Origin of the sequence: Noviherbaspirillum album (assembly GCF_035916955.1) — a bacterium.
GTDB lineage: Bacteria > Pseudomonadota > Gammaproteobacteria > Burkholderiales > Burkholderiaceae_D > Noviherbaspirillum > Noviherbaspirillum album.
In genome coordinates, this window is record NZ_JAWIIV010000006.1 from 42716 (window position 1) to 62978 (window position 20263).

Below are 20263 nucleotides of genomic sequence, written 5' to 3' on the forward strand. Positions count from 1 at the left end.
CAAAACTATTCCAGCTTTTTCCGCCCTTTTATTTCTTGTGCGAAATGAACAGCGGCAATTCCGTTTCCCTCAAAAAACACTTTCCTTGATTTACCACTTTTCGAAGGGAAATCGGGAACATTGCCATGGCTATTGCTTCTAAACAGGCCTCGAAACACCTGTGCAAAAAATCTTGAATAAATGCATTTCTCGCTGAAAAGACACTTTCCTACGCTCAATTAAATTCATGCTCAGGGACATGTAACGCTTCGCAACCGCATCGGCCAAACGCCGAGCGCATTCCTGCTGGGCAAATCGCCGGTCGTCCACATCCATGACGGCTGTTTGAATGAACTCTAACAAAGAGCCTGCCCAGATCACGCAGCTCAACTACGAGAAAAAAAGTGCGCACACCGAAAATCCTGCTCGTCAACGACCATCCCGCCAGCCTGCTCGCTCTCAAAACCTTGTTGGTCAATTCGCCGCAAGGACAAGACTATGAACTGATCACCGCCACCTCCGGCGCCGAAGCCTTGCGCGCGGTGCTGGATCATGAATTCGCAGTCATTCTGCTCGACGTCAGCATGCCCGGCATGGACGGCTTCGAAACGGCGGAGACCATCCACTCGCATCCTCGCTCGGCATCCGTTCCCATCATCTTCATCACCGCGCACTATGCGGATGAAATGAACCGGCTCAAGGGGTATCAGCACGGCGCGGCCGATTACCTCATCAGCCCGGTGATTCCCCAGATCCTGCAGAGCAAGATCGCGGTCTTCATCGAACTGGCGAAGAAAAACCTGGAACTGGAAGCACAGAAGGAAGCACTGGCGATGATGAACCGTGATCTCCAGGTACAGCAGATGCAGGACCTCAAGCGCATCAACGCGGCGCTCGAATCCGAGATCATCGAACGGCGCCAGGCGGAAGAGCGCGCGCATGAACTGGCCACGCGCGATCCGCTGACCAGTCTCATGAACCGCCGCTCGCTGACCGATCGCCTCGAGCATGCCATCGCGGTCTCCGCGCGTTATGGCCAGCGGCTCGCACTGCTGTTTCTCGACCTCGACAAGTTCAAGGGCATCAACGATGCGTTCGGACACGATGCCGGCGACGACCTGCTGCTCCAGGCCGCGGAGCGCATCAGCGGATGCGTGCGCGAATCGGATATCGTCGCCCGGCTGGGCGGCGACGAATTCGTCGTGCTCATGGAAGCACTGCCTGCCTATTCTTCCGCGGCCGAGGTCGGCCGCAAGATTGTCAGCGCCATCGACACGCCCTTTCATATCGGTTCCCAAACCATCAAGACCTCGGCCAGCGTCGGCATCGCTCTCTATCCGCAGGACGGCAACACCAGCCAGTCGCTGATGCGCAGCGCGGACCTTGCGATGTACCACGCCAAGCAGGAGCAGCGCGGCAGCATCCAGTTCTTCCATGAAGAACTCAACATGAAAATGCTGGAGCGCACCCGCCTCGAGCAGGAACTGCGGCATGCGCTGGAAAACGATGAGTTCGAGCTGTACTACCAGCCGAAAGTCGAGGCGCGCACCGGCCGCATTGCAGGCGTGGAAGCGCTTCTGCGCTGGCACCATCCGCGCCTCGGCCTGCTGAGCGGCGGACAGTTCATCGGCGCGGCGGCGGATACCGGCCAGCTGGTGCCGATCGGGGAATGGGTGATTGAAGCCGCCTGTGCGCAATCGCGCCGCTGGCTCGATGCCGGGCTGTGCTTTCCATCGATACCTATCGCGGTCAATGTCGCCATTCCCCAGATCTATGCCGATCTTCCGGAAGTGATCGAACGGCATCTCCGCAAGTACGACGTACCCTCTTCCAGCCTGCAGCTTGAAATCACCGAATCGCTGGTGATCCGCGACGTCGAGAAAGCCACCTCGGTGCTACGCGAAATCAGCGAAAGCGGCATCACCATCGCCATCGACGACTTCGGCACCGGCTACTCCTCGCTATCCGTACTCAAGGCGCTGCCGATCGACATCCTCAAGATCGACCAGTCATTCGTGCGCGACCTCGGCAAGGACCTTGGCGACCACGCCATTGTCGAAGCCATCGTCAACATGGCGCGCGCCCTCGCGCTGCGCGTGGTTGCCGAAGGTGTCGAAACACATGAACAGCTTTCCATCTTGCGCGACCTCGGTTGCGACGAGCACCAGGGCTATTACTACAGCCGCCCTCTTCCCGCCCACGTTTTTGCCGAACAGATGCTGCACACCAGCGCTGCATAAGGCAAGCTCGCGCCCCCAAGTACGCCGGGTACTCCCTTTAAAGAATTTGCCGCCCCATGGATATGAGAACCGAAACCAATGACGACCTAGACGTCAAGGTCCTGCTGACCACGCTGAAGTCGCTCAAGAAAGGCGATTTCACCGCCCGCATGCCGTCCGACTGGACCGGCCTTGCGGGCAAGGTTGCCGATACCCTGAACGAAATCATCGACACCAATCAGCAGATGGCCGAAGGGATCACCCATGCGAGCCGGGTGGTCGGACGCGAAGGCCGCCTTACGCACCGGGCGTCTCCGCTCAATCTCTGCGGCGGCTGGGCCACCATGGTCAATTCCATCAACGCACTGATTGACGATCTGGTGCGGCCGACCACGGAAATGGCGCGCGTCATCGGTGCCGTGGCCAAGGGCGACCTGTCGCAGACGATGTCGCTCGACGTGGACGGACGCCCTTTGAAAGGCCAGTTCCTGCTGGCGGCGACCACCGCTAACCGGATGGTGGACCAGCTTGGCTCGTTTGCTTCGGAAGTCACGCGCGTGGCGCGCGAGGTCGGCACCGAGGGCAAGCTCGGCGGCCAGGCCAACGTACCCGGCGTGGCGGGCACATGGAAAGACCTGACCGACTCGGTCAATTCCATGGCCGGCAACCTGACTTCGCAGGTGCGCAATATCGCGGACGTGACGACGGCCGTGGCGAACGGCGACCTGTCGAAGAAGATCACCGTCGATGTGCGCGGCGAAATCCTGCAGCTGAAGGACACCATCAACACCATGGTGGATCAGCTGCGATCCTTTGCGTCCGAGGTCACGCGCGTGGCGCGCGAGGTCGGCACCGAAGGCCGGCTTGGAGGCCAGGCGGATGTGCCTGGCGTGGGCGGAACATGGAAGGACCTGACCGACAACGTGAATTTCATGGCGTCGAACCTGACCGCACAGGTGCGAAACATCGCCGAGGTGACCACGGCGGTGGCTAACGGCGATCTGTCGAAAAAAATCACCGTGGACGTCAAGGGCGAGATCCTGCAGCTCAAGGACACCATCAACGTGATGGTCGATCAGCTGGGCTCGTTCGCCTCTGAAGTCACGCGGGTGGCGCGCGAGGTCGGCACCGAAGGCAAGCTGGGCGGCCAGGCGCAGGTCAAGGGCGTGGCTGGCACCTGGAAGGACCTGACCGATTCCGTGAACTCGATGGCCGGCAATCTGACCGGGCAGGTACGAAACATTGCCGATGTCACCACCGCGGTGGCCAACGGCGATCTGTCGAAGAAGATTACCGTCGACGTCAAGGGCGAAATCCTCGAGCTCAAGAACACCATCAACGTCATGGTCGACCAGCTCAACTCCTTCGCCTCGGAAGTCACGCGCGTGGCGCGCGAGGTGGGTACCGACGGCCGCCTCGGCGGACAGGCAAACGTGCCCGGCGTGGCGGGCACCTGGAAGGACCTGACCGACTCGGTCAATTCGATGGCGGGCAATCTCACGGGCCAGGTGCGCAACATCGCCGACGTCACCACCGCGGTAGCCAACGGCGATCTGTCTAAGAAAATCACCGTTGACGTCAAGGGCGAAATCCTCGAGCTCAAGAACACGATCAACACCATGGTCGACCAGCTCAGCTCATTCGCCTCCGAAGTCACGCGCGTTGCACGCGAGGTCGGCACCGAAGGCAAGCTGGGCGGCCAGGCGTATGTGCCCGGCGTGGGCGGCACCTGGAAGGACCTGACCGACAACGTGAACTTCATGGCGTCGAACCTCACGGGCCAGGTGCGAAACATCGCGGAAGTGACCACGGCCGTGGCGCGCGGCGACCTCTCGAAGAAGATCACCGTACATGTCCGGGGCGAGATCCTGGAACTGAAGGACACCATCAACGTCATGGTGGACCAGTTGTCATCATTCGCATCGGAAGTCACGCGGGTGGCGCGCGAGGTCGGCACCGAGGGCAAGCTGGGCGGCCAGGCCAACGTGCCTGGCGTGGCCGGCACCTGGAAGGACCTGACCGACTCGGTCAACTCGATGGCCGGCAACCTGACGGCGCAGGTTCGAAACATTGCTGACGTCACCACCGCCGTGGCGAACGGCGATCTGTCGAAGAAGATCACCGTCGACGTTCGCGGCGAGATCTACGAGCTGAAAAACACCATCAATGTGATGGTGGACCAGTTGAATTCTTTCGCCTCCGAAGTGACGCGCGTAGCGCGCGAAGTGGGCACCGAAGGCAAGCTCGGCGGCCAGGCGCAGGTCAAGGGAGTGGGCGGGACATGGAAGGACCTGACCGACAACGTCAATTTTATGGCGTCGAACCTGACCGGCCAGGTGCGAAACATCGCCGAAGTGACCACGGCGGTGGCTCGCGGCGACTTGTCGAAGAAGATCACGGTGGACGTCAAGGGCGAGATCCTGGAACTCAAGAACACCATCAACGTGATGGTGGACCAGCTGTCTTCCTTCGCCTCTGAAGTCACGCGGGTGGCGCGCGAAGTCGGCACCGAGGGCAAGCTCGGCGGACAGGCGAATGTGTCCGGCGTGGCCGGCACCTGGAAAGACCTGACCGATTCCGTGAACTCGATGGCCGGCAATCTGACCGGGCAGGTGCGCAACATCGCCGATGTCACCACCGCGGTGGCCAACGGCGATCTGTCGAAGAAGATTACCGTCGACGTCAAGGGCGAGATCCTGGAACTCAAGAACACCATCAACGTCATGGTCGACCAGTTACGCTCCTTTGCCTCGGAAGTCACCCGGGTGGCGCGCGAGGTGGGTACCGAGGGCCGTCTCGGCGGACAGGCGAACGTGCCCGGCGCATCCGGCACATGGCGCGACCTGACCGACAACGTCAATTTCATGGCGTCGAATCTGACGGCGCAGGTGCGCAACATTGCCGGCGTCACCACGGCGGTGGCTCGCGGCGACCTGTCGAAGAAGATTACCGTGGACGTCAAGGGTGAAATCCTCGAACTGAAGGACACCATCAACGTGATGGTGGACCAGCTATCTTCCTTCGCCTCGGAGGTCACGCGCGTGGCGCGCGAAGTGGGCACCGAGGGCAAGCTCGGCGGGCAGGCCAACGTACCGGGCGCCGCGGGCACCTGGAAGGATCTGACCGACAACGTCAATTTCATGGCGGCCAACCTGACTGCACAGGTGCGCGGCATCGCCGGCGTGGTGAGCGCGGTAGCAAAAGGCGACCTCAAAAAGAAGCTGACCGTCGCGGCGCGCGGAGAAATGGCGACGCTGGCCAACACCATCAATGAAATGACCGACACGCTTGCGGTATTCGCCGATCAGGCCACTACTGTGGCGCGCGAAGTGGGCGTGGAAGGCAAGCTGGGCGGCCAGGCAAGCGTGCCGGGCGCCTCGGGCACATGGAAAGACTTGACCGAGAACGTAAATCAGCTCGCGGCCAACCTGACCAACCAGGTGCGAGCGATCGCCGAAGTGGCGACCGCAGTGACGCGCGGCGACCTGTCGCGTTCCATCCAGGTGGAAGCGCGCGGCGAGGTGTCCTATCTGAAGGACAACATCAATGAGATGATCCGCAACCTGAAGGAAACCACACAGAAGAACGCCCAGCAGGACTGGCTAAAGACCAACCTCGCACGCTTCACCCGCCTGCTGCAGGGCCAGCGCGATCTCGAAACCGTATCTGCGCTGATTCTTTCCGAACTGGCGCCGCTGGTCTTCGCACACCATGGCGTGTTCTACATGATGGATTCGGCCCAGGAAAATGCGCATTTGCACCTGATCGCAGGATACGGCGTACGCGCGAACGGCGGCCTGCCGCGTTCCGTGCGTCCTGGCGAGGGACTGGTCGGCCAGTGCGTGCTTGAAAAGCAGCGCATCTGGCTCACCAACGTACCGCGCGATTACGTGATGATTTCCTCGGGCCTGGGCGCGGCGCCGCCAACCAACATCGTCGTGCTGCCCATCCTGTTCGAGCAGAAGGTCAAGGCGGTGATCGAGCTCGCCTCCCTGGAGCGTTTCACCGAGACCCATCTCAACTTCCTGGACCAGCTGATGGAAACCTTCGGGGTCGTGATCAACACCATCGAAACCAACAGCCGCACCGAAAGCCTGCTGATCCAGTCGCAGTCGCTGGCGCAGGAACTGCAACAGACCAACCTGGAACTGGCCGAAAAGGCGCGGTTGCTGTCCGAGCAGAACATCGAGGTGGAACGCAAGAACTTCGAGGTGGGCCAGGCCAAGCTGGCGCTCGAAGAAAAGGCTACGCAGCTTGCCCTGTCGTCCAAGTACAAATCCGAGTTCCTCGCCAACATGTCGCATGAACTGCGCACGCCGCTTAACAGCCTGCTCATTCTTGCCCAGCAACTGTCTGATAATCCGGACCACAACCTGAGCGACCTGCAGGTCGAGTATGCGAAAACCATCTATGGATCCGGCAGCGACCTGCTGACCCTGATCAACGACATCCTCGACCTGTCGAAGATCGAGTCCGGAACCGTGACGCTGGAATTGAGCGAATACCGCTTCGAAACCCTGCGCAATTACGTGGAGCGCACCTTCATCCACATGGCCGAGGCAAGGAAGCTGCAGTTCTCCGTCGAACTGGCGGAAAGGCTGCCGCTGTCGCTGCGCACCGATACCACGCGCCTGCAGCAGATCCTCAAGAACCTGCTTTCGAACGCCTTCAAGTTCACCGCGCACGGGCGGGTCTCGTTGCGTATCGGCCTGGCGCAGGGCGGTTGGACCCCGGACCACCCGCATCTTTCGCAGTCCCCGGCCGTAGTCGCCTTTGCCGTCACCGATACCGGCGTCGGCATCGCCTCCGACAAGCTGCAGCTGATTTTCGAAGCCTTCCAGCAGGCCGACGGCAGCACGGCCCGCAAGTACGGCGGTACCGGCCTTGGCCTGTCCATCAGCCGCGAACTCGCGCGCCTGCTCAACGGAGAGATCCGGGTGGAGAGCGAGCTCGGCACCGGCAGCACGTTTACGCTGTACCTGCCCTACCAGAGCGAGACCATGGGAAGCCTCGACGACTTGAGGGCCCTGGCCAGCGCGGAGCAACCGGGCGAGGCAAGTGGCTTCAAGATGCTGCCGATGGCGGAAACCGAGCGGACCGCGTCGGCAACGGAGGCAGCCGAGGCAACCGATGCGGCCGCCACCGCGGACGAAGATGCGTCGGAGCCCGATGAGCTGCACATGGATGACAGGGCCCTGGTCAATCCCGGCGACCCGGCCGTGCTTATCGTCGAAGACGACGAAGAAGTCGCGCGTACTCTGCTGGAGCATGCGCGGGAGCGCAATTTCAAGGGCATCGTTGCCCGGCAGGCCGACGCGGCGCTTCCGCTGACCCGGGATTACCTGCCGACGGCAATCCTGCTTGACCTCGACCAGGCCGACGCCGACGGCTTCACCGTGCTTAACCGCCTCAAGAGCGACCCCGGGACGCGTCATGTGCCGGTACACGTGCTATCGGCTCAGCATGAGCGTGAACGCGCGCTGCGCGACGGCGCCTTCTCCTATCTTGAAAAGCCGGTCAGCATGGAACGGCTGCAGGAGGAGCTGAACCGAATCCAGAAGTATGTCACCAGCGGCAAGCGCCATCTCCTCATCGTCGAGGACGACGAGGTGCAGCGCAATGCCATCGTCGACCTGATCGCCGGCAGCGATATCGAGATCGCTTCAGTCGATACAGGCATGGAAGCATTGAGGCAGATGCGCCGCACCGCATTCGATTGCGTGGTGCTCGATCTCAGGTTGCCGGACGTCGATGGATTCAACCTGCTCGATCAGATCAGCCACGACGAGGCGCTGCGCGATATGCCCATCGTGGTCTACACCGCCGCCGAACTGTCGCAGGGCGAAGTGGCCCGCCTGCAGATGCTTGCCAGCACCGTCGTCCTCAAGGACGCCCGCTCGCCGGAGCGTCTCGTCGCGGAGACCGCCCTCTTCCTGCACCGGCCCCACGCCAGCCTGCCGGAGCGGCAGCGCAAGATGCTGGAAGATGCACACGAATCCGGCATCAACCTCGCCGGCCGCAAGGTGCTGATCGTCGACGATGACCTGCGCAATATCTTCGCCCTCAGCTCCGTGCTGGAAAGGCAGCACATGAAGGTCATCTACGCGGAAAATGGCAGGGATGGCATCGAAGTGCTGCAGTCGGACCCGTCGATCGAAATCGTGCTGATGGATATCATGATGCCCGAGATGGATGGCTACGACACGATGCGGGCAATCCGTCGCATCCCCCGCTTCAAATCGCTGCCCATCATCACGCTGACAGCGAAGGCAATGAAGGGAGACCGCGACAAATGCATCGCTGCGGGCGCCTCCGATTACATCACCAAGCCGGTCGATGCGGCTCATCTGCTGTCGCTGATGCGGGTGTGGCTGCAGGGTTGAGCCGGCATTCGACGTGTCGATAAAAAATGCCCGCGCAATGCGGGCATTTTTCGTGCGTCGCCGCGCCGGTTCAGCCCGGCAGCGACAGCGGCTTCTTTTCTGGGCTATTGGCTTGCCTGTTATGTTCGGGAAGCGCAACGCGGGCGGTTGTGCCGCCGCCGGCGAGCGCACTTCCAGGCATCGCCGTACTGGAGACTTGCGGCAAGCCGCCTGCGCCGCTGAGGTCGAACGCCGCGACGGTCTGCCCCAGGCTGGCGGCACGCTGCTGCATCGACGATGCCGCGGCGGAAGCCTCTTCGACCAATGCGGCGTTGTGCTGGGTCATTTCATCCATGCTGGCTATCGCGCGATTGACCTCTTCGATGCCTTCGCTCTGCTCGCGGCTGGCCGCGGTGATTTCGCTCATGATGTCGGCTACGTGCTTGACGGCGGAGACGATCTCCGTCATCTGCCGCCCGGCATCGTTGACCAACGCATTGCCATCCTCGACTTTCCTGACCGAGTCGCTGATCAGGTCCTTGATTTCCTTTGCCGCCTGCGCCGAGCGCTGCGCGAGCGTGCGGACCTCCGAAGCAACGACCGCGAAACCGCGACCCTGCTCGCCGGCACGGGCGGCTTCGACCGCCGCATTGAGCGCGAGGATGTTGGTCTGGAAGGCGATGCTGTCGATCACGCCGATGATGTCGACGATCTTGCGCGAACTTTCCTTGATCGATCCCATGGTATCGACCACCTGGTTGACTACTTCACCGCCCTTCATCGCCGATTCCGAGGCGGAATGAACGAGCTGGTTCGCCTGCTGCGCGTTCTCGGCGTTGTGCTTGACGGTGGAGGTCAGCTCTTCCATTGAGGAAGCGGTTTCCTCCAATGCGCTGGCCTGCGACTCCGTGCGGGTCGAGAGGTCGGCATTGCCGCTGGCGATCTCGTTTGAGGCGGCGCCGATCGCTTCGGTACCCGCGCGCACCTGGCTGACGATGCTCGATAGGCTGGTATCCATGTCTTTCAGGGCCCGCAGCAGTTCGCTGGTTTCATCCTTTCCCTTGACCTCGATGTTCGCTCCCAGCTTGCCGCCAGCCACACGCTGCGCAACTTCCACTGCATCGCGCAAGGGACGGGTAATGCTGCGCGTAGTGAAAATCGACAGGATGGCGCCGATGATGACCGTAAAGAGCGCGGTCAGGCCGAGGATGGTCGTCATGCGGCTGCCTGAGGCTTCGCTTTCGGCAATCAGCCGGTCAACCGCCTTTTGCTGGATGGCGACCAGCTTGTCGATCTCGGCAATGGTTTTCTGGTTCAACGGGTCGATGCGGGTGGAGATCAGCTTGCCGGCCGCCTCGTTGGCATACTCCTTGACCTTCTGGATCGATTCCTGGAACGGCGCTTCGGTCTGCTTGTCGATGTCGACGATGCTGTCGACCAGCGCCTTCTCTTCGGCGCTCAATCCGAGCGCCACCAGCTTGCCCTGGGCTTCCTTGAAGCGCTTGCGCTGCTCGCTGGCCTTGGCGGCTTCGCGTTCGATGTCGGGCGTGGTGTATTGGAGGCCGACATTGCGGGAGGCGATGCCGCCTTCCAGTATCGCGCCGCGCATCGCATTGGCGTGCAAGGCTTTGGCGGTCGCGCGCTTCATGCCTTCGTTCTGTGTCTGCCGCACATTGGCACTGATGACGATGTCAACAGCAAGTACGCAAACCAGCAAGGCGAGAATAATCCCGAACCCCATGCCCAGCCGCGTACCGATTCTTACGGTACGAATGTTCATTCTTGTGTCTCCAGTTCCTCATGCCCGGAGCCGGGAGGCGCATGCCGGACTTGTTGCCCGGTCTGTCTGATGTGCTGCAGCCTCGCTCCGGGCGAAGTCAAAACGCCCCAGCCGGCACAGTGTAGCGGAACACAGGCTCAATTGCTATTGGGCAACAACAACTTTGATTCAGGTCAATGTGCCGGAAGCCGGTTTCGAATGCTGTTTAGCGACACAGGCCGGTGTCCGACCTGTTGACCTGATTACGTTCATTCATCACGCTCAATCGAGCGCGGCATAGACGAGGTTGCGGAACAGCTGGCGATAGTGATTGCGCTGCTCAGGTGCCTGCATCAGGAATATTCCCACCAGATCCTCCCGTGGATCGATCCAGAAATAGGTGCCGGCAAGGCCGCTCCAGGTGAAATCACCGACAGAACCGGGAATGAAAGCCGCCCCCGGCTCGGTGCGCACCGCGAATCCCAGCCCGAAGCCATAACCCGGTCCGGGGAGATAGCTCAGACCGTTGCGCGCCTGCGGCATGCCGGCGAGGTGATCGCTCGTCATCCATTCCAGCGTCTTGCGGGAGAGCAGCCGCGTGCCGCCGAGTTCACCGCCGTTGGCCAGCATCTGCGCGAACTGCAGGTAGTCACGCATGGTAGACATCAGGCCGCCGCCGCCGCCGAGAAGGTTCGGGCGCCGGCGGGGCTGGTTCATGCGGACCTCTGCGCCGGTCACGGGATCGACGTTAAAGCCCTCGGCGATACGGTGATGCTGGCTCTCCTCGACCCAGAAACCGGTGTCGCGCATGTCCAGCGGATCGAGTACGCAGCGTGCGAGACATTCATCCAGCGTCAGGCCGGAGACGCGCTCCAGCAAAACGCCGAGCACATCGGTGGAGTGGCTGTACTCCCAAACGGTGCCGGGCTGATACATCAGGGGCACCTGCCCCATCGCCTTTACAAATTCGTCGCTGCTCATGCGCGGATGCGCGATACCGGCCTGTCGGTACTCCGCCTTGACCAGCGAATCGCCGAATATTCCGTAAGTGAAGCCCGAGGTGTGGCGTAGCAGGTCCTGAACCGTGATCGGCTGCAATGCCGGTTCGAGCTCCAGGACCTGTTTTCCATTCACGGTGCGCTCCACACCCACCTTGAGGTTGCCCAGCTCCGGCAGGAACTTCGAAACCGGATCGCTCAGCAGTAGGCGTCCCTGCTCGACCAGCATCATTATGGCGACCGACACGATGGGTTTTGTCATCGAGTAGATACGGAAGATCGTGTCTTTCGACATGGGCACGGCGGTGGACGGATCCTGCATGCCCAGTGCGGATTCATGAACGATCTTGCCGCGGTGCGCAATCAGCATCGATGCGCCGGGGATCATCCCCTTGTCGATATCGGTCTGGATGCACCGCGTCAGCCTTTCGAGTCCGTGGTCTGAGAATCCGCCTTGGCCCTGGATGCGCTCATTCATCGTGTTGTCTCCCTTTTTTCCTATGTTGTCGGCCAGTGGCCGTGATGCCTTAGATACTGCGAATACTGTTAGTGCTGCGAGTGCTGCCAGCCGCAGAAATGCGAACGCTCGTGTTTATTCTAGGTGAATGCCTGAATTGCTGCCGGATCAGCCAAGTTGTCGTTAGGAACCGCGCCATTGCCGTCTGTCACTCATGGATAAACGCAAGCCACTGCAGCCTTTCCCTGATTGGACATGTCATGAATCTATTGCACCGCGTTCGACTTTTCCTGTTGCATCGCCAGGCGGACGCCTTGTTGCGGCGCATGCGCAGGCACCGCCTGGCCTCGGCCAATCAATGGCACAAAAAAAATGGACCCTGAAGGTCCATTTCTTGATTTCTTGATTTCTTGTTTTTCCGCCGGATGCCGCCTCGGCGGATCACATCGAGCCGCGCTTCCGCCTGCTCGGCTTCGCCGCCTTGGAACCGGCGCTGCTCTTGGTCTTGACCAGCATGATTCCGTCGCGGCCTTGCCTTGACTTGGCGCGCACGTTGCGGTGCGGCGCCGGTGAACGGGCTGCCAGCATCGGTTCGCCGGTCAGCAGGCGCTGGACATTTTCCGCGTCCAGCATGCGCGCCGCGCTTTCATTCGCATTGAGCAGCACCATGATGACCCGCTTGCCCGCGGCCTGGAAACGCATCACCAGGCAACGCCCCGCCTCGCGGGTAAAGCCTGTCTTGGAAAGCATGATGTCCCAGCCATCCTTGCCCACCAGGCGGTTGGTATTGCGAAACCGCGCCAGATGGCCATTCATGTCCACCATGTCGCCCGTTTCCGTCGACATTCGCGCAATTTCCGGATAAGCCGAAGCGGCGGCAACCATTTTTACCAGATCGGCAGCCGTGGAACGGTTGTGCGGCGAAAGGCCGGTAGGCTCCTCGATCGCTGAATGGTGCATGCCCAGCGAAACCAGCTTTTCCCTGACCGCTCTCTGGAAACCGGCGTGGCCGCCGGGATAGGTGCGTCCCAGCGCGGCAGCGGCACGATTGTCCGACGACATCAAAGCCAGTTCAAGCAAGGCCTTTCGCGTCAGTACGGAGCCGACCGGCACCCGCGATGAACTGAACTTGAGCGTATCGACATCGCTCTCGTCGATGGCGATCGGTTCATCCATGTCGAGCCGGGCGTCAAGCACAACCATGGCCGTCATCACTTTGGTCAGCGACGCGATAGGCACCACGTCATGCGCATTCTTTTCGAGCAGGACCGTGCCGGAGTCTTCTTCAAATACCAGTGCGTGCTGGGAGCTCAACGGGACGGCAAATGCGGTCGCTGCAGTACTCAAAAGCAGCGACATCAGGGTTTTTTTGAACATGGGAAGCCAAAAGTGAAAGTTGTCCAGCGGCATCAATCATAGCGTGTTAATGCAGCGTAAAGCTTTCCTTCAGGCATTGATTTACACAAATTTTTTCAATTGTTGCGAACGCGTCTTGAAGGGATTTCAAGTAGCGCCCGACGCCAAGACGCCCTTGCCGTTACAATTTCCGGCAGCTTCCCTATCTCGATTCCACTTACTTCCTCTATTTCTCACTACCATGAACACAATTCCTGATAGCAAGGCGCGCGTGCTGATACTTGGTGCCGGCGCAATCGGCAGCTTTTATGGCTCGCTCCTGGATGCCGCCGGCGCGGACGTTTCGGTGGTGTGCCGCTCGGAGTACGACATCGTCAGCAACAGCGGCTTCTCGATCACCAGCCGCAAGCTGGGCGATCGCGTGTTCCATCCGGCGCAGACGCTGCGCAGCGCATCTGACTACCGGGGCGGCGCGCCCGACTACCTGGTCGTCAGCGTCAAGGTGGTGGAAGGAACGGACCGTGCCGCGCTGATCCGGCCGGCGCTGGGACCCGATACCGTGATCGTCCTGATCGAGAATGGCGTGGAAATCGAGGCGGAAATCGCGGAAGCCTTCCCCGGCCATGAATTGATCAGCGCGCTGGCTTTCGTGCAGGTGGCACGCACTGCGCCCGGAAAGGTAGCGCATTACGCCTATGGCGACCTCACCTTCGGCAACTATCCGTCCGGCGTCAGCGAACGCGCGCGCCGCTTCGCTGCCCTGCTCGAGGCTGGCGGCATTCGCTGCACGCTTACGGAGAAGGTTTCCACCGCCCGCTGGCACAAGTGCATGTGGAATGGCGTGTTCAATCCGATCTCGGTACTCGGCAATGCCCTCGATACCGGGCACATCCTGGGCGGCGCCGAAGGAGAAGCGCTCGTCCGGAGCGCGATGCAGGAAGTCGCAGCGGTTGCTGCGGCTGCCGGCCATCCCCTGCCGGAGCAACTGGCGGGACAACTGGTCGAGGGCACGCGCAAGGCGCCGCCTTACAAGACCAGCATGGCGCTCGATTACGAAAACCGGCGCCCGATGGAAACCGAAGTCATCCTGGGCAACGCGGTACGCGCCGGCCGCCGCGAAGGCGTCGCCATCCCGGTGCTGGAAAGCCTGTATGCACTGATGAAGATGGTCGAGCGCAAGCTGGAATCCGAGGCCGGTTCGCCTGGAGCGGTTTCGCCTTGACTGGCTTAGTCGAGGCCGAGGCGGATTGTTTCTGGGACAAGGCGCGGCGACGCGACATGGCGAGCCATGGCAAGAAGCCGCAACGCCGCACCAGGGACAATGCGCACAGGAGCGGCAAGCAGGACAGGGCGAAACCGCTCTAGTCCCTGAATTCTGTCAGTCTCATGGCCGGCGGCGGGCCGTCCTTTCCGGGCAGGCCGTCGAAACGATCGCGCATGAGTGCTTCGAGCATGGCGATACGTGCCGAAGGCGCGGGATGCGTCCTGAACAGCAGGGAAAATTCGCCGTCGGCCGGATTCTGCGCTTGCAGCGCCTGCAGTACCGCCGGCAAGCCGTAGGCATCATAGCCGGCGCGGGCCGCGATCACCACGCCGAGGCGGTCCGCCTCGAATTCATCTTCCTTGTCGAGTCCGCTGGTATAGAGCTTGCGGCCGACATTCATCAACGCACTGCGCGCCTCCGGATGCGGACTGCCGGAGCCTTTGCCGGCGGCGCCCAGGAAATCGCCCAGCAGCGCCATGCCGGCGTTTTTCTGCACCGCACGAAGATGATGCTTTTTCAGCACGTGCCCAATCTCGTGCGCCAGCACGCCGGCAAGCTCCGCCTCGCTGCGCATGCGCGCGACCAAGCCCCTGGTGACGAAGACGAAACCGCCCGGCGCGGCGAACGCATTGAAACCGGAATCGTCCAGCACACCGAAAGTCCATGGCAGGTCGGGCCTGTCGGTCTGCAGCACCAGCCAGCGGCCGAGGACATTGACATAGCGCTGCAGCGCAGGATCGGCCACGAGAGGCTTGGCGCCCAGCAGCGTCGCGGCAAATTCCTGGCCGATCCGGACTTCCTCGGCCTCGTCGGTTTCGCGCGCCGCCTTGGTCAGGTTGCCTACCGCGTTACCGAGGTTGATGTTGCCAAGCTTGTTGCTCAGCTTGTCGAGTCCCGGCAGCGAGAACGGCAACTGCGCCGACGCGCCGCAGCTTGCGCCGGCCAACAGCAGCGCGGCCACGGTCTGGTAGATTGTTTTCAATTCAGCCTCCCACTTGATTTTGTCCGACGGAACGCGCCGGGTCGTTCAGCTCATCGACATTGGTTGGCGTCAATTTGCTGCGCCGCGCAAAATCATGCGCGGCGGCGCGATCGGCGCGCAGGCGCTGCACCTTCTCCAGTTCCGTGAAATCGGCTTGTGCACGCTGCAAATCCTCCTCCGACAGGCCCCGCACTCCGGTGGTGACCGTCGCCGCATTCGTGCTGCGGCCTGCCGACAGCAGATTGTTGATGGCACCGAGCGGACTGCTTCCTTGCTGAGCGGTGCCGGTACCCTCCGGTTTAAGGTTGAGCATCCGCACCCAGCCGTTCTGGCCAGCCGCAGTCCGGACCTGGCTCCAGGCACCCTTGCGGGCGAGCACCTCGACCCGGGTATTTTCCGGCAGGCCGGCGACCACCGCCGAATCGGATTGGGCCTGCGCCTGCAAGTCCGTGGCCTTGTTAGTCAATGCCGGTTGCGCCTGCGCGGCGCCGGCCGCCAGCAGGAACAGAAGCGCAAATTGCGCGGCTCTTGTCATGTGGTTCTCCTTGGTTCGTATAACTCCACGCCTGCGGCCCGGCCCTTGACCTCGAAGGCACCGCGCGCTTCGAATCCGCAAGCCGCGCCCGCAGTCGAAGCGGCACCCGCGGCAGCGGCCTGCATCGTCTCTTTGGTAACAAGTATCCGCGCCACGCCCTTGGTCATTCCTTCCACGCGGCTGGCGAGGTTGACCGTATCGCCAATGGCGGTGTATTCGAGTTTCTTGCGCGCGCCGATGAACCCCACCACCGCAGGGCCGGTGTGGACGCCGATCCCGACATCGAAATCGCCGACGGCGGAGCCCTCATCGAGCAGCATCTGCCGGAACTCCAGCAGCACCTGTTCCATTTCCAGCGCAGCCGCTACGGCGCGCGCCGCATGCCGTCCGTCTTCGACCGGCGCTCCCCAGAAGGCCATGATGCAATCGCCGATGAACTTGTCCAGCGTACCGCCGTGACGGAATACGACATCCACCTGCCGTTCGAAGTAACGGTTCAGAAGCGATACTACTTCCTGCGGGGAGCGATTTTCCGACAAGGTGGTGAAACCGCGGATATCCGAAAACAGGACCGTGATTTCGCGCGTGCGGCCAGACAGGCTTTCAACGGTTTCCCCCTGCTCCACGATTTGCCGGACGACGTCCGGATTAAGGAAGCGGCGGAACAGCGCCACCGTTTGTTGCCGGCCGCGCCTTTCGCGCAGGTAGCCGGCAATTGCGGAGCAGGCAAACCATGCCCATGCAAACAGGAGCGGGGTCGCCAAGGGCAGCAGGACGTTCCGGCCAAGGAAATGATCCGCGGTCCCGAGCGCCGCGCCGGTGGCAGCCAGCAGCGCGAGCCCCGTTCCGAGCGGATGCGCGCCGCGCATGAACGCAGCCGCAAGCGCAACCAGCAGAACTGCGCCAAAAAGGAACGGGGCGACTGGGCCCGCGGTACGCACGCTCCGTCCGGTGAGCAGGTTGTCCAGGGCGACCGCCAGCACGTCGACGCCGGGATGCCCGGAACCGAGCGGCGTAAGATGGTGATCGAAGGAACCCGCCGCCGATGAACCGACGACAATAACCTTGTCGCGGAATAGCCGGTCCAGCGCATGCATTTCGTCCGGGCCCAAGAGCGGGCGCCGCTCCGTGAGAAGCCGGTACAGCTCTCCGTACGGCAGGCGCTGATGACCCTGCCGAGGCCAGCGCAGCAGGAAATCGCCGCCGGCGGGCACGGCCGCCGCAAGCGATGCGGCGACCCGTCCCGGCAGCGACGGCAGCCTGTTGCCGGCCACCTCCGAATAAAGCTGGTAACGGCGCAATACGCCATCGGCATCTTCCGCACTGTTGATCAACCCCAGCCGCCATGCGGCACGGTCGATGGCAAGCGGAAGCTGGATTGCGGCCCTGCTGCTTGCTTGATGTTTCGCTCCCGCCACTGCGCTGGAGTCCGGAATAAAGGACGGCAGAAACTCGGACACCGGCGTTCCTTTTGCGTCCTGCTCCGCGGACAGCCGCACGGCGGACAAATAAACATGCGGATTGCGGGCGACGCTGGAAGACAGGCGGGCATCGCTTTTCGGTCGTTGCAGGTCTTGCTCGGCAAATGCGATATCGAAAATGATGGCGCGCGGCGCGAATTCGGAAAGCGCATCGATCAGGTCCGCATGGATTTCACGCGGCCAGGCCCAGAGACCCGCGTATTCCTGCATGACCTGCATGCTGGCGTCATCGATATCGACGATGAGAATCGACGGGTCGGCGGTAAAAGCGGCCGCGTGGCGGCGCATGTAGGCGTCGCCGAGCCTGGCCTCGACCGTGGCAAGCAGGCGCAGGCTGAACAGTTCGAAGGCCAGGGCCAGCAGGAATACGGCACTCAGTGCAATGGAAACCCGCGCCGCCGACGTTTGCGGCGCTCGCCGTCCTGCAAATGACACCCTCGACAGCCGTGACAGGATACGGTGCATACGGCGGCACCTCCTGTGACGCGCACTTGCTTATGTTGATAATAAGCAATATTAGCTGCAAGCCGACCGGGGTTGCAAGCCTGTTGGTGGACAAGTCTTTGCCGCCACATCCGTACGCCGAGTGCTCCTGCCCTTGAATGCAAACGCCCCGGCGCAATACTGCACCGGGGCGTTTAGAGCGGATTGCCGGATCGTCAACCGATCAGGTCATGAATCGCTCGGGAATGGTATGAGGCCAGAGATTTATTTATATTCACTCTCGCGTAGCCATTTCGTTGCCACATATTTAATACCGCGCTCAACTGGCTCTCCTGCGTGCAGCGTATTGTGATCGACCTCGCCCGCCGCATTGGTATTGGCGAAATAGACGGCGCAACCCTTTTTCGGCTGAACCTGGAGTCCGATCTTCGGAAACGATGTGCCGCCCCCCTCTTCCACATCGCTCAGATACGTGATGATGGTAGCCACCCGCTGGCCCCCGCGCTCCAGGTGCTTGCGCGGCCCGGCGACGTTCGGATCGAACCAGTCGAAATGCGGCCGGTATTCATTGCTCTTCTCATAACTGAGCACCTGCAGGCCTTCGCCGTTTTCCACCGGCCAGTGAACCAGCGCCGCAAGGCGGTTTTCGATGCGGCTCACCAGCTCGGTCTCGCCACGCTGCAGCATCGCTCCGCGGCTGGTGCGGTGGGTATGGATCTGCGTTGCGCCGTCGCCGTCACCTACCACGCCGGAGCGCTCCAGCCGCTGCTGTGTGTAAGCAATCAGGGCGTCGCACTCTTCATCGCTGAGTACATTGCCAAAGAGGATAATTTCCGGTGCCCGCATGCGGAGCAGCACATTGACCGGACGGTCCGCCGCCTGAATCACATTGGAATTCATCTCGATCCGCGGATGAGGCCGCATCGCGGGCATGGCGACGGCTCCTGGCTGCTGTCCCGATGCTTCCGCAACGGCAAGCTGGGCAAGCTGGGAGGAAAAATGGCCATCGCGGACCATGATCGCCACCATCCCCCCCGGCTCACAGCCACGGGCGACATTTTCCTTGACCCAGGTCTGCCAATCAGGAGGGAGGCTTGCAAGTACCGAAAGCGTCGTGTGTGGCGTATTCATCATCATGCTGATTCCCGTACTGGTCTTGATGGTTCTGGTCAAAGAAGTTGTGGGCACAAAATTTCTACGCCACACATGTTTCTTTGTCGCAAGTCATCGAGAAAGGTTCCGTTACGGTACATATTCTCCAGTTAAAGCGGAAAATTGCCTATCAGACTTCAGATGAAAAAAGCATTGGCAAAGGCACTACCTCGCGTCAGACTATTCCTATAGTCAACACACACGATTTACCGTGAAGACCGGAAATGACGGATGGATGTACATTGGGACCGATCATCCAGTCGCGGGTCCGCCGGCAGCGCAGCATCAGTCGGGTATTGTCTCCCATGGCTTGCGGAGCCGCCAGGATGACGCCCAATCCTCCGGCAGCACCAGTGAAAAGGCACCCACGTCAGCGACGTGGCTTCCCAGGCCGGCATTCACGATCGTCACGCCTTCGGTCAGCGCCGGCATGCGGGAAACGATCTCCGCCTCGACGTGGGGTTTCAGCCAATCGCCATGGTGCTGCCATACGCTGCCGCCGATGACGAACGTCTTCATATCGAGGATCGCGGCGAGGTTGTACAGGCCGCGTCCGAAGAAGCTCGCCGCCTCCAGCACGGCAGCCTGCGCCCGGGTTTCGCCGGCCTGAGCGGCGTCGAACAGTTCCGCCGCGGGCACCTGCAGGCGATTGGCGATGTTGCGGCCGGATATCAAGCCTTCCAGGTCGCCCCGGTTGCCGCAGCCGCATACCGCGTCCTCGCGTTCGGCCATCAGCATATGACCCGCATGTCCTGCGTTTCCCTGTTTGCCGCGAAGCAGCCTGCCATCGACGCACAAGCCAAATCCGACGCCTGTGCTCCAGGTGACATAGGCGCAGTTCGCCTCGCCCTGGACCGCGCCGAACATGCGCTCGCCGGCCAGCGCTGCGACACAATCGTTTTCGATGGCGACGGTGGCGAAGCGTTCGCACAGTACCTTTTCAATCGGAATCAGAGTCCAGTCATTGGGCAGGTCCGACGCGCCGCTCCTGCCGCCGCAGATATTGGGCGCGGAGAGACACAGCATGCCTTCGCTATGCACGAAGGGGCCGCAGGATGCAACGCCGACGGTCTGTATCTCTTCCGCTGCAATGCCGGCTTCGGCACAAGCTTGCCCGATCATCGCGATGCCTTGTTCAGGGAGTGCGCGCGGGGTCCCGCTCTTGGGCGTGGGCGCCGTTACGCGGGAGAGGATGCGTTCCCGGTTCGCCACGGTGACGGCCATTTTCGTACCGCCGATGTCGAGCGCGGCAAGGAAGTCGGATTGCATGGCGTT

At 61.7% G+C, this 20263-nt stretch carries 12 protein-coding genes; 4 read left to right on the forward strand and 8 right to left on the reverse strand.

What is annotated here, in order from left to right; all coding sequences use genetic code 11:
* Window positions 1–383 precede the first annotated feature (383 nt).
* A complete protein-coding gene (locus RY831_RS09185; RefSeq protein ID WP_326506035.1) occupies window positions 384–2219 on the forward strand; it encodes a putative bifunctional diguanylate cyclase/phosphodiesterase in 1836 nt (611 codons plus the stop codon).
* A 56-nt stretch (window positions 2220–2275) separates the two neighbouring features.
* On the forward strand, window positions 2276–8581 hold the full coding sequence (locus RY831_RS09190) for a HAMP domain-containing protein (protein WP_326506036.1): 6306 nt from the start codon (window positions 2276–2278) through the stop codon (window positions 8579–8581).
* Window positions 8582–8651: 70 nt separating this feature from the next.
* Here the strand turns inward: RY831_RS09190 and RY831_RS09195 are convergent, their stop codons facing one another.
* From RY831_RS09195 to RY831_RS09205, 3 genes are all read right to left on the reverse strand, one after another.
* Window positions 8652–10340: a methyl-accepting chemotaxis protein gene (locus tag RY831_RS09195; RefSeq protein WP_326506037.1), complete on the reverse strand. Its 1689-nt coding sequence runs from the start codon at window positions 10338–10340 to the stop codon at window positions 8652–8654.
* Window positions 10341–10601: 261 nt separating this feature from the next.
* Window positions 10602–11795, reverse strand: a complete 1194-nt coding sequence (locus RY831_RS09200) for a serine hydrolase domain-containing protein (RefSeq protein ID WP_326506038.1) — start codon at window positions 11793–11795, stop codon at window positions 10602–10604.
* A gap of 420 nt (window positions 11796–12215) precedes the next feature.
* Window positions 12216–13151 (reverse strand): serine hydrolase, encoded by a 936-nt coding sequence (locus RY831_RS09205; RefSeq protein ID WP_326506039.1) that lies wholly within the window; start codon window positions 13149–13151, stop codon window positions 12216–12218.
* Window positions 13152–13371: 220 nt separating this feature from the next.
* Here RY831_RS09205 and RY831_RS09210 point away from each other — a divergent pair, with 220 nt between their 5' ends.
* Window positions 13372–14352, forward strand: coding sequence for a 2-dehydropantoate 2-reductase (locus RY831_RS09210; protein ID WP_326506040.1), 981 nt, complete (start codon window positions 13372–13374; stop codon window positions 14350–14352).
* Window positions 14349–14495: a hypothetical protein gene (locus RY831_RS09215; RefSeq protein WP_326506041.1), complete on the forward strand. Its 147-nt coding sequence runs from the start codon at window positions 14349–14351 to the stop codon at window positions 14493–14495. Before RY831_RS09210 ends, RY831_RS09215 begins: the two co-directional genes overlap by 4 nt.
* Here the strand turns inward: RY831_RS09215 and RY831_RS09220 are convergent.
* The 5 genes from RY831_RS09220 to RY831_RS09240 form a co-directional block, all read right to left on the reverse strand.
* Complete coding sequence (locus RY831_RS09220) at window positions 14492–15376, reverse strand: M48 family metallopeptidase (protein ID WP_326506042.1); 885 nt, start codon at window positions 15374–15376, stop codon at window positions 14492–14494. The genes RY831_RS09215 and RY831_RS09220 overlap by 4 nt on opposite strands.
* Window position 15377: 1 nt before the next feature.
* The gene (locus tag RY831_RS09225) at window positions 15378–15911 is read right to left on the reverse strand and encodes an SH3 domain-containing protein (protein WP_326506043.1); all 534 of its coding nucleotides are present in this window, start codon (window positions 15909–15911) and stop codon (window positions 15378–15380) included.
* Window positions 15908–17857 carry a CHASE2 domain-containing protein gene (locus RY831_RS09230; protein ID WP_326506044.1) on the reverse strand — a complete coding sequence of 650 codons (1950 nt, stop codon included), beginning with the start codon at window positions 17855–17857 and terminating at the stop codon, window positions 15908–15910. The genes RY831_RS09225 and RY831_RS09230 overlap by 4 nt, the downstream gene beginning before the upstream one ends.
* A 243-nt stretch (window positions 17858–18100) precedes the next feature.
* On the reverse strand, window positions 18101–18973 hold the full coding sequence (locus RY831_RS09235) for a 2OG-Fe(II) oxygenase (protein WP_326506045.1): 873 nt from the start codon (window positions 18971–18973) through the stop codon (window positions 18101–18103).
* Window positions 18974–19273: 300 nt separating this feature from the next.
* Window positions 19274–20257 (reverse strand): ROK family protein, encoded by a 984-nt coding sequence (locus tag RY831_RS09240; protein ID WP_326506046.1) that lies wholly within the window; start codon window positions 20255–20257, stop codon window positions 19274–19276.
* Between the last annotated feature and the right edge of the window lie 6 nt (window positions 20258–20263).